The organism is Mesorhizobium sp. M1E.F.Ca.ET.041.01.1.1 (assembly GCF_003997355.1).
In the GTDB taxonomy this organism is placed as follows: Bacteria; Pseudomonadota; Alphaproteobacteria; order Rhizobiales; family Rhizobiaceae; genus Mesorhizobium.
Genome location: NZ_RZSL01000115.1, coordinates 1 through 13,824 on the forward strand (window position 1 = coordinate 1; position 13,824 = coordinate 13,824).

The 13,824-nt window shown below is 65.0% G+C and carries 15 protein-coding genes, 1 pseudogene and 1 riboswitch; of the genes and pseudogenes, 10 read left to right on the forward strand and 6 right to left on the reverse strand.

Features of this window, described 5'->3' with window-relative positions; genetic code table 11:
- From EOA38_RS12415 to EOA38_RS12465, 10 genes and pseudogenes are all read left to right on the forward strand, one after another.
- The coding region (locus EOA38_RS12415; protein ID WP_145965951.1) for a zinc-binding dehydrogenase at positions 1 to 501 on the forward strand (501 nt) is incomplete at its 5' end.
- Between the two features lie 49 nt (positions 502 to 550).
- Positions 551 to 1,072 carry a hypothetical protein gene (locus tag EOA38_RS12420; RefSeq protein ID WP_189434630.1) on the forward strand — a complete coding sequence of 174 codons (522 nt, stop codon included), beginning with the start codon at positions 551 to 553 and terminating at the stop codon, positions 1,070 to 1,072.
- A gap of 16 nt (positions 1,073 to 1,088) precedes the next feature.
- Positions 1,089 to 1,319, forward strand: coding sequence for a hypothetical protein (locus tag EOA38_RS12425; RefSeq protein WP_127299325.1), 231 nt, complete (start codon positions 1,089 to 1,091; stop codon positions 1,317 to 1,319).
- A gap of 37 nt (positions 1,320 to 1,356) precedes the next feature.
- Positions 1,357 to 2,400: a substrate-binding domain-containing protein gene (locus tag EOA38_RS12430; protein ID WP_127299326.1), complete on the forward strand. Its 1,044-nt coding sequence runs from the start codon at positions 1,357 to 1,359 to the stop codon at positions 2,398 to 2,400.
- A 36-nt stretch (positions 2,401 to 2,436) separates the two neighbouring features.
- On the forward strand, positions 2,437 to 3,708 hold the full coding sequence (locus EOA38_RS12435; RefSeq protein WP_127299327.1) for an ABC transporter substrate-binding protein: 1,272 nt from the start codon (positions 2,437 to 2,439) through the stop codon (positions 3,706 to 3,708).
- An 84-nt stretch (positions 3,709 to 3,792) separates the two neighbouring features.
- On the forward strand, positions 3,793 to 4,638 hold the full coding sequence (locus tag EOA38_RS12440; protein ID WP_127299328.1) for a sugar ABC transporter permease: 846 nt from the start codon (positions 3,793 to 3,795) through the stop codon (positions 4,636 to 4,638).
- Between the two features lie 13 nt (positions 4,639 to 4,651).
- The gene (locus tag EOA38_RS12445) at positions 4,652 to 5,497 is read left to right on the forward strand and encodes a carbohydrate ABC transporter permease (RefSeq protein ID WP_127299329.1); all 846 of its coding nucleotides are present in this window, start codon (positions 4,652 to 4,654) and stop codon (positions 5,495 to 5,497) included.
- 21 nt (positions 5,498 to 5,518) lie between these two features.
- The gene (locus EOA38_RS12450; protein WP_127299330.1) at positions 5,519 to 6,559 is read left to right on the forward strand and encodes an ABC transporter ATP-binding protein; all 1,041 of its coding nucleotides are present in this window, start codon (positions 5,519 to 5,521) and stop codon (positions 6,557 to 6,559) included.
- Between the two features lie 16 nt (positions 6,560 to 6,575).
- Complete coding sequence (locus EOA38_RS12455; RefSeq protein WP_127299331.1) at positions 6,576 to 7,853, forward strand: trehalase family glycosidase; 1,278 nt, start codon at positions 6,576 to 6,578, stop codon at positions 7,851 to 7,853.
- A gap of 259 nt (positions 7,854 to 8,112) precedes the next feature.
- Positions 8,113 to 8,307: pseudogene (locus EOA38_RS12465) on the forward strand (hypothetical protein); the annotation flags it as partial.
- 17 nt (positions 8,308 to 8,324) lie between these two features.
- Here the strand turns inward: EOA38_RS12465 and EOA38_RS12470 are convergent.
- From EOA38_RS12470 to mtnA, 6 genes are all read right to left on the reverse strand, one after another.
- Positions 8,325 to 9,050: an MgtC/SapB family protein gene (locus tag EOA38_RS12470; RefSeq protein WP_127299332.1), complete on the reverse strand. Its 726-nt coding sequence runs from the start codon at positions 9,048 to 9,050 to the stop codon at positions 8,325 to 8,327.
- Between the two features lie 98 nt (positions 9,051 to 9,148).
- The gene (locus EOA38_RS12475; RefSeq protein WP_126095396.1) at positions 9,149 to 9,307 is read right to left on the reverse strand and encodes a peptide ABC transporter permease; all 159 of its coding nucleotides are present in this window, start codon (positions 9,305 to 9,307) and stop codon (positions 9,149 to 9,151) included.
- Between the two features lie 155 nt (positions 9,308 to 9,462).
- Entirely contained in the window at positions 9,463 to 10,527 is a 1,065-nt protein-coding gene (gene fba, locus EOA38_RS12480; RefSeq protein ID WP_059185845.1) for a class II fructose-bisphosphate aldolase, read from the reverse strand.
- A 153-nt stretch (positions 10,528 to 10,680) separates the two neighbouring features.
- The gene (locus EOA38_RS12485; protein WP_126095395.1) at positions 10,681 to 11,148 is read right to left on the reverse strand and encodes a 6,7-dimethyl-8-ribityllumazine synthase; all 468 of its coding nucleotides are present in this window, start codon (positions 11,146 to 11,148) and stop codon (positions 10,681 to 10,683) included.
- Positions 11,149 to 11,225: 77 nt separating this feature from the next.
- Positions 11,226 to 11,370: riboswitch (FMN riboswitch) on the reverse strand.
- Positions 11,371 to 11,886: 516 nt separating this feature from the next.
- Complete coding sequence (locus tag EOA38_RS12490; RefSeq protein ID WP_127299333.1) at positions 11,887 to 12,969, reverse strand: transposase; 1,083 nt, start codon at positions 12,967 to 12,969, stop codon at positions 11,887 to 11,889.
- A 73-nt stretch (positions 12,970 to 13,042) separates the two neighbouring features.
- A partial coding sequence (gene mtnA / locus EOA38_RS12495) for an S-methyl-5-thioribose-1-phosphate isomerase (protein ID WP_127299334.1) occupies positions 13,043 to 13,824 on the reverse strand: 782 nt, incomplete at its 5' end.

Below are 13,824 nucleotides of genomic sequence, written 5' to 3' on the forward strand. Positions count from 1 at the left end.
ATCCAGATCGCCAACAGCATCGGCGCCGTGCCGATTGCCGTGACGCGGACGTCGGCCAAGAAGAGCGCTCTGCTCGATGCCGGCGCCGACTATGTCGTGGCCTCGCAGGAGGAGGACCTCGAAGCGCGGCTGAAGGAGATTGCGCGCGAGGGCGTGCGCGTCGTCCTCGACGCGGTCGGCGGCCCGATCTTCACGCGGCTGACGGCGACGATGTCGCGCGGCGGCATGCTCCTTGAATATGGCGGCCTGAGCCCCGAGCCGACGCCGTTCCCGCTCTTCGAGGTGCTGGCCAAGACGCTGACGCTGCGCGGCTACCTGGTCCACGAAATCACCGGCGATCCGGCCCGGTTGGAAGCGGCCAAGCGCTTCATTCTCGACGGCCTCGCGGCTGGCGCGCTGAAGCCGGTGATCGCGAGGACCTTCCCGTTCGACAAAATCGTCGAGGCGCACCGCTTCCTCGAATCCGGCGAGCAATTCGGCAAGGTCGTGGTGACGGTTTGAAGCCTGCGAAGGATTTGAGCTAAGCTTCGCCGCGCTGGAGGCACCTTTCATGGCCGAACGTCCGGGTCGAGGAGAAAGCAACGGCGCCGTCGCAAACGGTATTGCCGACGACGATCCTCGTCTCGCGCTCATCTACCAGGAGGCGGTGAGAGGTCTCACTCATCAGCAGAGCGTCGTGGAGAATATGAATACCCGCGCCGGCAGCCTTATCTTCGCCACCGCATTCGCGAACTCGTTGCTCGGCGGTGCGGCCCTTTCCGACGGGCTTGGGCTTTGGGACTGGATTGCGGTGGCCCTGCTGTTCGGCATCGGCGGGCTGATCGTCTTCATGCTTTGGCCCTACCACCAATACGCGTTCCGCTTCGATCCGGAAGAGCTGCTCGATCAATATGTCGATGGCGACAGGCCGGCAACGATGTCGGCCATGCGCCGCGCGCTTGCCCTGCGCATCAAGGCGGACATGGCCAGCAACTGGCGGATCATCCAGCGGCTGCGGGTGGCGTTGCAGATCGCGCTGTTCTTTCTGTTGCTCGATATCCTGGCCTGGCTCTTCGCGATTGCCGCCGTTTGATCCGGAGCCGGCGTCGATGGCATCATCGGCCATGGTTCCCTGCCGCCATTTCGGGCCGATCATTGAGACGCAACGGCGGCGGCTAGCAACCGGCAAAGAAATTAACATGCTAACCATCTTCGTCGCAGCGGCAGAGGCGATCATTCATCGCCGCCGGATGGTTTCGGACACGGCAGCTTCGGCGATCCTGACGTCGCAGCTCGCTTTGCGCAAAAATTTAAAACGTTTGCAATTCCAAAAAAGGTGATTACAAACGTTTCAACATCGCGTTCAGGGAGGAACGATTGCCGGCCCGCGTCACTACGCTGAAGGAGCTTGCCGCAAGCCTCGGCCTGTCGATCACGACAGTGTCGCGGGCGCTTGCCGGCCATCAGCAGATCGCCCTGAAGACGCGCGAGCGCGTCGCCCAGGCGGCGCGTCAGGCCGGCTATGTGCCCAACACCGCGGCGCGCACGCTGGTTTCCGGGCGCAGCGGTTTCGTCGGTCTGGTGCTGCCGATCCGCGGGCCCAACCTGGTCGATTCCTTCCTCGGCGAATTCGTCACCGGGCTCGGCGAGGGCCTGGTGTCGCATGGCGCCGATCTCATCCTCGCCACCGCGGCGCAAGACCAGGCCGAGATCGCGGTATTGCGCCATGTCGTCGAATCCGGGCGCGCCGATGGCGTCGTCGTCACCCGTATTGCCGAGGTCGACGAGCGGCTTGCCTATCTGCGCCGGCGCGGCTTTCCCTTCGTCGCCCACGGCCGGCAGCTCGACAGCGACTTTGCCTACAACTGGCTCGACACCGACGGCGCGCATGCTTTCGGCGAAGCCTTCGACATGCTCTACGATCTCGGCCATCGCCATTTCGGCCTGGTGACGATTTCCGAGCCGATGACCTTCCGGCATCTGAGGCAGGACGGCCTCGCCGCCGCGATTGCGCGTCGCGGCGATCCGTCGGTGCGGCTCGACGTGGCAACCGCCCCGCGCTTCGACCGCGGCGCCCGCATCCAGGCTGTCAACCGGATGCTGCACGGGCCTGAGCGTCCGACCGCCATCGTCGCCCTGTTCGACGAGCTGGCGCTGACGGTGATGGAAGAGGCGTCACGCGCCGGGCTCACGGTGCCGCGCGACCTCTCGGTCATCGGCTTCGACAATGTCTTGGCCTCGGCCTATGCGCCACCCGGCCTCACCACTTTCGACGCCTCGATCCGCCAGTGCGCGCGCGAGATCGCCGACATGCTGCTCACCGTTATTGCCGACAGACCGGCTGAGCCGCTGACGCGGCTGATCCGGCCGACGCTGGTGCCGAGGGCGAGCCATGGACCCGCGCCAAAGACAAGAAGCTGATGCCGCCATGACGGCGCCGATATAGGGAGGAAGAGCATGAAGACCATGTTGAAAAAACTGGCGGGTGCCGCGCTGGCCTTGTCGCTTGCCGCCGGCGCCGCCCAGGCCCAGCAGGTGCTGTTCTGGTCGACCCAGGCGCGCCCGGTCGAGGAAACGCAGAAGATGCGCGACCAGGTGCTGAAAGGCTTCGACGGTCCCGTCGACTATCAGGTCGCCGAGGACGGCCCCTGGCTCACCCGCCTGCAGGCTGAGTTGCAGGCAGGCTCCGGCACCATCGGCTTGCTCGGCGGCCTGCACGGCGATTTCTCCACCGTCGGCGCCAGCCTTGTCGATCTCTCCGGCGTCGATGTCGGAGGGGTCAAGGTGAACGAGGCTTACAAGAAGCTCGGCACGCTCGGCACCGGCGAGCAGAAATACATGCCCTGGATGCAGGCAACCTTTCTGATGGCGGCCAACAAGCAGGCGCTGCAATATCTGCCGCCGGGCGTCGATCTCAACGCCATCACTTACGACCAGCTGATCGAGTGGGCGAAGACTATCGCCGAAAAGACGGGCTCACCGAAACTCGGCTTCCCGGCCGGCCCGAAGGGGCTGAAGCACCGCTTCTTCGAGGGCTTCCTCTATCCGTCCTACACCGGCTCGATGGTCACCAAATTCCGCTCGGCCGAGGCCGAGACCGCCTGGAACAAGTTCAAGGAGCTGTGGCAGTACACCAACCCGAACTCGACCAATTACGCCTTCATGCAGGAGCCTCTGCTGTCGGGTGAAGTCTGGGTGGCGTTCGACCATGTCGCGCGCCTTGCCGATGCCTTCAACCAGAAGCCCGACGACTTCGTCGCCTTCCCGGCGCCGGCCGGTCCCGCCGGGCGCGGCTTCATGCCGGTGGTGGCCGGCGTCGCCATTCCCAAGACCTCGCCGAATGCGGACAAGGCCAAGGCCCTGGTCGCCTACATGCTGAAGCCGGAAACGCAGATCGCGACGCTGAAGGCGACCAATTTCTTCCCCGTCGTCGACGTCAAGCTGCCCGACGATGTGCCGGCCTCGGTGAAGGCCTTCGCGCCGGTCATCGCCACCATGACCAGCGCCCCGGATGCGTTGCCGGCACTACCGCCGATGGGGCTCGGCGATCTCGGCGGCAAGTTCAACCAGGTCTACAGCGACAGTTTCGAGCGCATCGTGCTCGGCGGCGAGGATGTGCACGGCGTGCTCGAAGAGCAGGCGACGACGCTCAAGGCGATCCTCGACCAGGCGAAGGCGCCGTGCTGGGCGCCCGACAAGCCGTCCGAAGGCGCTTGTCCGGTCGACTAGGATCCTCCCGAGGGGGCGCCCGGAGTTTGTTGCACTCCGGGCGCCCGGACCGCAGCACTGTCGCAGCGCGCAAGGACAAACACCATGAACGGCAAGGCTCTGCCCTATCTGCTGCTGATGCCGGCGACTTTGTTCCTGTGCGTCTTCTTCCTCTATCCCTTCGTGCTCGTCGCTTTCGAGGCGATGACCCGCGACGGCGTCTTCACGCTCGACAATTTCCGCACCATGGCCGCCAGTTGGAAGTTTCCGGCCACCGTCCGCAACACGCTGCTGCTGGCCGCGATCGTCGTGCCGATCCAACTTGCCATGGCGCTTCTGATGGCGAGCGTCGTGTCGCGGCTGGAGACCGGGCGCAGCGCGGCGCTTTACATCTTCGCCATCCCGCTTGGCATTTCCGACCTCGCCGCCGGTTTGATCTGGCTCGCCATCTTCGACCAGTCCGGTTTCCTCAACACGCTGCTTTCCGGTCTCGGCATCGTCGACCGGCCGATCATGTTCCTCGGCTACCAGAGCAAGCTCACGATCTTCATTGCCGTCGTGCTGGCCGAGATCTGGCGCGCCACCGCGATCATGATGGTCATCCTCGTTGCAGGCATGGGCTTGATCCCGAAGGAGTATCACGAGGCGGCCGAAGTGTTTGGCGCCGGCCCGTGGAAGCGCTTCGTGCGCATCACGCTTCCCCTTCTGCGACCGTCGCTGCAGACGGCGATCATCCTGCGCGTCATCCTCGCCTTCGAGGTCTTCGCCGTCGTCGCGGCCCTTGGCGGCACCAATCTGCCGGTGCTGATGGGCGAGACCTACAACTGGCAATTCACGCTGCAGGACCGCAATGTCGCCGCCGCCTCGGCGCTGCTCATCCTTGCCATCTCGATCGGCTTCACGCTGTTCTTCCTGAGAGTGCTGCGCGTGCCCAAGGAGGCACGGATATGAAGGAGCCCAGGATATGAGCGCCGTCGCCGAGGCGCCGGCTGTCGCGATGGCTGACGCCCGCAAGGCCGGCGACTGGCTGCTCGTCGCCACCGCCATCCTGCTTTGCGTCTGGGTGCTGCTGCCGATCTATCTGCTGATCGTCAACGCGCTGTCGTCACCGCAGGACGTGACCGGCTTTCCCAAGCGCTTCTTCCCGTCCTTCGATCTCGGCAGCCTCGCCTTCTTTATCAACTTCGCCGGTGTCGCCAACGCGCTGTGGAACTCGGTGCTCGTCGCCACGCTGACGATGATCCTCTCGATCGGCTTCGGCGCGCCGGCCGGCTACGCGCTGTCGCGCTTCGATTTTCCGGGCAAGGGAACGTTCCGCTTCCTGGTGCTGATGACCAGGGCCTTCCCATTGCCGTTGTTGGCGCTGCCGCTGGCGGTGATGTTCATCCGCACCGGGCTCGACGATACCGCGCTCGGCCTGGCGCTGGTGCACACCACGCTGGCGCTGCCTTTCGCGGTGCTGATCACCTTCTCGTTGTTTTCCGGCATCCCGGTTGAGCTCGAGGAAGCGGCCTGGACGCTCGGCTGCACCCGTTGGCAGGCTTTTCGCAAGGTCATCCTGCCGCTGGCCTTGCCCGGCATCGCCGCCTCGGCCGTATTCGCCTTCACTATCTCCTGGAACGAGGTCTTCGCCGCCGCCGTGCTCACCATCGAGAACCGCACGCTGACCGCCTTCCTGCTGCAGAGCCTCGGCGAGTCGCCGCTCTACCTCAAATTCGCCGGTGGCGCGGCCCTGGTCGTGCCGGCGCTGATCTTCATCTTCGCCGTCCGGAAATATCTGTTCGCCATGTGGGGGATCGCCAACCGATGACGCGCGAGAGGAAGACCGCTCATGGCTGAAATCGCCATCAAGGGAGTAGCAAAGCGCTTCGGCGGCTTCACCGCGCTGCATCAGGTCGACCTCGCCATCGCCGACCAGGAATTCATGGTGCTGCTCGGCGCTTCCGGCTGCGGCAAGACCACGCTGCTCAGGATCGTCGCCGGGCTGGAGACGCCGAGCCAGGGCGAAGTCTGGATCGGCGGCCGCCGCGTCGACCATCTGCCGCCGCGCGACCGCGGCATTGCCATGGTGTTCCAGAACTATGCCGTCTTCCCGCATCTGACGGTGTTCGAGAACATCGCCTTCGGCCTGCGCATGAAGAAGCTGCCGCAAGCCGATGTCGAGCGCCGCGTCAACCGCACTGCTGAACTGATGCATATCGAGCAGCTTTTGAAGCGCTACTCGGGCCAGCTTTCCGGCGGCCAGCGTCAGCGCGTCGCCGTCGCCCGCGCGCTTGCCATGGAGCCGGACGTCATCCTGATGGACGAGCCGCTGTCCAACCTCGACGCGCTGCTCAGGTTGGAGATGCGTGCCGAGCTAAAAGGCGTGCTCGCGGCCTCGAAGACCACGACCATCTACGTCACCCACGACCAGGTCGAGGCGATGAGCCTCGCCGATCGCATCGCCGTCATGCACCAGGGCCGCATCGTCCAGGCGGCGTCGCCGGTCGAGGTCTACCGCAATCCGGCCGCGCGCTTCGTCGGCTCCTTCATCGGCAACCCGCCGATGAATTTCCTGCCGGCGACCAAAATCGCGGATGGAGGCTGGAGCGTAGCCGGGCTGACGTTGCCCGGCCCGAAATCGGACAAGCGAAAAATCGAATTCGCCATCCGGCCCGAGGATGTCGACGCCGGTGACAACGGGTTGCAGGCCACCGTGCGCGTCATCGAGCCGCTCGGGCCGCACACGCTGGTCACTTGCGACGTCGAAGGCGGCCTGTTCCGCGCCGTGCTGGACTCCAGCGCCACCGTTGCCGTTGGAGACCGCCTGCGGCTCGCCCCTAGGCCCGACCGCATCCGCTGGTTCGATCCCGAAACCACCAATGCCCTTTGAAAGACCTCGAGCCGCCATGACAGCCTCCGCCGCCCAAGACATCATTGCCCGCGCCGTCGAGGTGCTGAAGGAAAACGACCACGGCGACTACACCATCCCGACGAAGGGGCTCTACCCGTTCCAGTGGAACTGGGATTCCTGCCTGACGGCGCTTGGCCTCGCCCACTATGACGAGGCGCGCGCCTGGACCGAGATCGAAACGCTGTTCGCGCATCAATGGCCCGACGGCATGGTTCCGCACATCGTCTTCCATGTCTGGAACGACGGCTATTTTCCCGGGCCCGAGGTCTGGCGCACCGATCGGCCGACCGCCACTTCTGGCATCACCCAGCCGGCCGTCGCCGGCTTCGCCGTGCGCCGATTGTTCGACCGGGCACGCGACAAGAAGCTGGCAGCCGAGCGGGCTCGCAGGCTGCTGCCCAGGATCGATGCCTGGCACCGTTGGTTCTACGAAAACCGCGATCACAAGGGGGAGGGTCTGGTTGCGATCATCCACCCCTGGGAGTCCGGCCGCGACAACTCCATCGATTGGGACGAAGCCTTCGAGCGTGTGCCGACCGAAGGCGTCGAACCATACACGCGCCGCGACATCCTGCACGCCGATCCGGCGCATCGGCCGACTCAGGCGCAGTACGACCGCTATCTCTGGCTGGTGCAGCATTTCCGCGGGCTGGGCTGGGACAATGCCAGGCTGCACGACGCCTCGCCGTTCCAGGTCGTCGATCCCGGCTTCAATGCCATCCTGATCCGCGCCGCGGCCGATCTTGCCGATCTCGCAGAGGTGCTCGGCGAAATGGAGATCGCCAATGCCAATCGCGCCCGCGCCGAAAAGGGGCTGGCGGCGATGGAGCGCCTGTGGAGCGACGCGCATGGCCAATACCTCTGCCTCGACCGTATCACCGGAAAGCTCGTCGACAGCGCCTCGGTCGGCGGCATGCTGCCGGCTTTCGCCGCCATCCCCAACGCGCGCGCCGCCGCGATCGCCGCGACCGTCGAGCGCCTCGCCGGCAAGGCGCGTCATATCGTGCCTTCGCACGATCCCGACGACCCGCGCTTCGATGCCAGGCGCTACTGGCGCGGACCGGTCTGGCTGGTGGTCAACTACATGATCGCCGACGGCCTTCTCGCCGCCGGCCATGCCGAGGTCGCCCGGCGTATCATCCGCTCCAGCCTCGACCTGATCACCGAAAGCGGCTTCGCCGAATATTACGACCCGCTCACCGGTGACCCGCTCGGCGGCGGCCGTTTTACCTGGACGGCTGCGATGGTCATCGAGTTTTTGCGCGGAATATAAGGGCGCGTTCATCGAGCCTGTAAACTTTGCGGCGGCGGGAGCTACACCAGCGCGCCGCAAACGGCTATCAATCGTCGCGACATCATGCTTCGGGGGTCATGAGGGGGCGGCTTGCAGCTGGATTTGAAAACAATCGAGGCTTTGGCCCCCGACCAGGCTTCGCTTGGCGCCGCCGCCAAGCTGACCAAGCGCTCGACCTGGCCCCGCCTCGAGACGAACGAGCAACTGGCGCTCATCTGGGGCGAATGCCAGGGCTCGGGGTCGCCCCGGCTACGATCCGTCCATGGCCGGTTCGGTCGCGGCATTGGGCATTCCGGTCTTTGCCTGCACACCGGATCACGTCCCCGACATGATGGCGGCGGCGCTGCGCCGGGAGGATATCGGCGCCTGGGCGGCCGGAGCGGACATCAAGCTCATTCGCGCCGATGCGGACACGCCAGGCGCGGCCGAGTAAGCCTGCCGGCCCGACACTCAGAACGGCTTCTCGCCGACGATCTCGAAGCGCTCGACCGCACAGTCCTCGGAGATCACCGCCAGCACATCGGTCGAAGGCTCGACCGCGTCGGGCTGCTTCCATTGAACATCGAAGGAAAATACGAAGCGGTTGCGGTCGGTATCGTGCTCCATGCCGACGAAACGCGCGCTGTAGCCGAGTGGCCGGACCATTTCCTGGAGGTCGGGTGGCGAGTTCTTCGGCCATGAGACCGAAAGCATCGCCTTGTGGTCGCGGGCAATCTTGAGATCGACCCATTTCAGCGCCTGAAGCGTCACCAGGGTCAGCACCGTCGCGATCGCGCCGAGGCCGAACTGGCCGCCGCCGAAGGCGAGCCCGATCATCGTCATGATCCACATCGTGGCGGCGGTGGTGACGCCGGTGACGAGATCGCCGCGCCTCAGGATGGCGCCGCCGCCGATGAAGCCGACGCCGGTGAGCACGCCGAGCGCAAAGCGCATCACATCCATGCGCACGAAGGAGTCCGGCCCTTTGCCGGTCACATCGAGCAGCATGTTGGCCTGGACCATTGCGACGCAAGCCGCCAGGCCGACCAGTATGGTCGTGCGCAAACCGGCGGAGTGGCCGCGCGCCTCGCGGTTCAAGCCGATGAGGAAGCCTGCGAGCAACGTCAGCAACAGCCGCGCGACGAGATCCGGCCAGGTCGGGTGAAGCGGCATATCGCAGCAAAGCGGCTCGAACATCGTCCGTCAGGGCAGCCTGCGCGCCCCTCCGTTGCGTCTGGAATGTTCAACTTGGGTTGGCCGCTGATGGTTCCGTGGCCGGCGCCGTTCGATCCACTTCACCGAATGGCGATGCTCAGCACCAGTGCCAGCACGACGATGCCGACCAGTCCGGCGATGAAGATGATGCGCCTCGCGCGCGTGCGCAGGATGATTTCGCCCTGCCGCGCATCCTGGCCGGAAAAGACCGGGCCTTGCCTGTCGCGGTCCTTGCTCATGATCTGCTCCTTCCCTGCGGGTGGCACGGGAGGTGTCGGAACAGGAACCGATCTGCTGGCATGAAGTTCCGCCGAACTTGGCGGCAATGCCGGCGGGAGCGGCAAGCACTCCCGCCGTCGACCGGCCACAACGCGGCCGGCAAAATTCCCGGCTTTCAGCCGAATTTCGGGTCGAGGCTGCCTGACTTGTAGCGCTTGGCCATGTCCGACAACGGGATCGGCTTGATCTTCGGCGCATTGCCGGCGGTGCCGAACTGCTCGAAGCGCTCCTTGCAGAGCTTCTTCATCGCCGCCATGGCCGGCGTCAGATATTTGCGCGGATCGAACTCGCTAGGGTTCTCGGTCAGCACCTTGCGGATCGCGCCGGTCAGCGCCATGCGGTTGTCGGTGTCGATGTTGATCTTGCGCACGCCATGCTTGATGCCGCGCTGGATCTCTTCCACCGGCACGCCCCAGGTCGGCTTCATCTGGCCGCCATACTTGTTGATGATCTCCTGCAACTCCTCCGGCACGGAGGACGAGCCGTGCATGACGAGATGCATGTTGGGCAGACGGCGGTGGATCTCTTCGATCACATTCATCGCCAACACCGCGCCGTCCGGCTTGCGTGAGAATTTATAGGCGCCGTGGCTGGTGCCCATGGCCACCGCCAGCGCGTCGACATGGGTGTCGCGCACGAATTGCTCGGCCTGCACCGGGTCGGTGAGCAACTGGTCGTGGCTGATCGCGCCTTCGACGCCGTGGCCGTCTTCCTGCTCGCCGCCGCCGCTTTCCAGTGAGCCGAGCACGCCGATCTCGCCTTCCACCGAGACGCCGCCCCAATGCGCCATGTCGACGACGCGCCGGGTGATGCCGGAATTATAGGCATAGTCGGCCGGCGACTTGCCGTCTTCCTTCAGCGAGCCGTCCATCATCACCGAGGTGAAGCCGTACTGGATCGCGGTAACGCAGGTCGCTTCGTTGTTGCCGTGGTCGAGATGCATGCAGACCGGAATGTCGGGGTGGATTTCGACCAGCGCGTCGATCAGCTTGGCCAGCACCACGTCATTGGCGTAGGCGCGGGCGCCACGGCTAGCCTGCAGGATGACCGGCGACTTGGTCTCCTCGGCCGCCTCCATGATGGCGAGCCCCTGTTCCATGTTGTTCATGTTGAAGGCAGGCACGCCATAGCCGTGTTCGGCGGCATGGTCGAGCAATTGTCTCAGTGTGATGCGAGCCACCCAATAGTCTCCTGTATTTGGTTGCAGGCGGGATTTACCAATGGTCAGGCCAGGCCCAACCACTTGCTTCTGGCCGGATTTCCGACGGACCGCAACCACTCTCGTTGCGGTCCTGAAATCCAAATCGGTTTAGTTCTGGCGCACCGGTCGGGCTCAGGCGGCGATGCGTGCGCGCGCGGCGAGGATTTCGACGCAGGCTCTTGCCGCTTCCTTGCCCTTCACCAGAAAATGCTCGTGAAAGAAGCGGTGATGCTCGGCGCTATCGTGAAAATTGTGCGGCGTGAGCACGGCGGAAAGCACCGGAACGCCGGCCGCAAGCTGCACGCTCATCATGCCGTCGATGACGGCGCTGGCGACGAAATCGTGCCTGTAGATGCCGCCATTGACCACGAAAGCGGTGCCAAGGATCGCCGCATAGCGGCCGGTCTCGGCGAGCGTCTTGGCGTGCAGCGGGATCTCGTAGGCGCCAGGCACGTCGAAGATGTCGACGCTGAAACCACCGAGCGCGGCAAGCTCCGCCACGAAGGCCGTCACGCACTGGTCGACGATATCGGCATGCCAGCGCGCTTTGATGACGGCAACGCGGCGGGTCTGTTGATCTTTGGGGAAATGCTGATTCATGGGTCCTTCCTTCCGTTTCGAACCAGAATCAGGACGCACGACACAAAAACCGACCCGCGCCAGCGGGCCGTCCTTGCGTACGTTCTCTTCCATCCGGACTGTAACCGTCGGCTCCGGAATTACACCGGATCTGCTGACCCTCCCGTTTCCGGAAGGCGCTCGCGGGCTTGGGTCGAAACCCTTACCGCCGGTGGGGACTTTCACCCCGCCCTGAGAACTTAACGCGGTTTGTATGGAGGAGGAGGACCGGCGCTGTCAATTGTCGCCGTCGCCGGAGCTGCGATCTCCCCCTTGGGGGGAGATGGCCGGCAGGGCAGAGGGGGGCGCGAAGGATCGCGGCGCTGCAGGATCAAGGTTCCTCGCCCCCACGAATGTGGGGGAGAGGTGGCTCGGCGAAGCCGAGACGGAGAGGGGAGCGCCCTACGAGGCCCCCTCTCCGTCCGCTTCGCGGCCACCTCTCCCCGCCTTTGGCGGGGGCGAGGAACCCAGGTATTGAAATGCTGGCGGGACAGCGCCCCCCTCTGTCGCCTTCGGCGACATCTCCCCCTCGAGGGCATAAGCGCTAAGATAGCGTTGGCATGGACTGAAACTTGCGCTTTCGTGGTGGCTCACGCCAACGATGTCGCAAGGCGTGGAGATTTTGGCGCAGGGCTGCCAGGGGCGGCTGAGTAAAGATCGCTGCGATCAGGGAGGCGACGATCTGGCGGGTAGCGCGCCACAGCAACGGGCGCCCGTCGCTCAAGGGGGAGAGACACCCAACTCCTGCGAGAGGGGTTCGGTCACAAGCGCGATGAGGAAGTGGGCAAGAATCCAAGGTTTTGCGATCCTTGGGTCTTTGGCGGGAGGCGCGCGCAGCCCGATCAGGCTCTTCAGACGCTTGAAGGCGAGCTCGATGCGCCAGCGCATGCGATAGAGCTTGAGAACCGTTCCGGCGGGAAACTCCTCCCAGTCAAGCGAGGTCACAAGGATGACGAAGCCGGCCGCAATCAGCGTCTCCGGTCGAACCTTGTTGCCCTTGGCCTTGGCTTCCTTGTTGATTTTGCGCCGCGCTTCTTGTGCCGCGGCCTCGGATTTGCGCAAGGCGATCAGGCGCATCTTCACAGGCTCGCCCTTCTTGAGGCCCAGCCGGACAGGCGTTTCGAAGACTTCCTCCCGGCAGCTCTCCAGGTGGCCGATGAGATCGAACGCCTCGCCGTTGGCGTCGAGCCATCGCGCATTCTTCCACGACGCGCGCACGACAACGTCGCCGCCTTGCTCCATGACCTTTGCGATCCGCTCAGCCTGCAGATAGGCGCGGTCGCCGATGCGGATCTCGCCCGCCACCACCGGCACGCGGTCGATCAGCTCGGCCTCGCTCTGGTCGGTGATCTCGAGGAAATCGAACTGCTCGCGCTCAAGATCGAAGGCGCAGTGCATACGCCAAAGGCCATTGTTCTTCTTCTCGTGCACACCGGCCTTGGCAACCGCCGTCGCATCGAGGATGCGGATCAGCCGACCCTTGGCCAAGCCTTCCTCCTCGCGCTTCAAAAGATGCCCAATCAACTGCTGCAGCCATGGTCCTGCATTGCGCAGCCGGCCGAGCAAGGCCACGTCCGAAATGTCGGCAATCCCGCTCGCCGCCGCCCAGGCCACAACGCCCCGCATGCCCACCTTGCCAAGGCAGTAAGCCAGTGTCAGGCGCAACAGGTCGCTCGCCGACCGGATGCCGCGCGGGCGCAGGAACGCCTTCGTCTCGCGCGCACTTCCTGCGATCAACTCTTCGCCGCCGAGAAGCTCAATCGTCTCGGCCCAACCGTCATCAACAAGCGATTCGTGTGTCATCCCCAGCGTAGAATCACAACCGATCCCGCGCCGCAATGCCTATCTTAGCGCCTATGCCCTCGAGGGGGGGAGATTACCCCCGCTCCGGAAACATCGCCTTCAGCCCCTCGCGCGAGGCCTTCGCCACGCCGCGCTCGGTGATCAGCCCGGTGACCAGCCGCGCCGGCGTCACGTCGAAGGCGGGATTTGCGGCCGGCGTCGCGTCGGGCGAGACGCGCACCTGCGCGATCTTGCCGTCCGCCGTCTTGCCCCAGACCAGCGAAACCTCGTCACTCGCGCGCTCTTCGATCGGGATTTCGGCAAGCCCGTCGGCCACGGTCCAGTCGATGGTGGGCGAGGGGAGCGCGACATAGAAGGGCACGTCGTTGTCGGCGGCAGCGAGCGCCTTGAGATAGGTGCCGATCTTGTTGCAGACGTCGCCATTGGCGGTGGTGCGGTCGGTGCCGACGATCACCATGTCGATGTCGCCATGCTGCATCAAATGGCCGCCGGCATTGTCCACGATCAGCGTGTGCGGCACGCCATGGCCGGCCATCTCCCAGGCGGTCAGTTGGGCGCCCTGGTTGCGCGGCCTGGTCTCGTCGACATAGACATGCACCGGAATGCCGGCTTCGGTCGCCAGATAGATCGGGGCCGTCGCGGTGCCGTAGTCGACCGTCGCCAGCCAGCCGGCATTGCAATGGGTGAGGATGTTGACCGCCTCGCCGGGCTTCTTGCGCGCCGCGATTTGCCTGATGATGGCAAGCCCGTTCTCGCCGATGGCGCGGTTGAGCCCGACATCCTCGTCGGCGATCTCGGCGGCGCGCCGGTATGCGGCCGCGGCGCCGAGATCGCCGACGAGGATGTCGGGCTCAA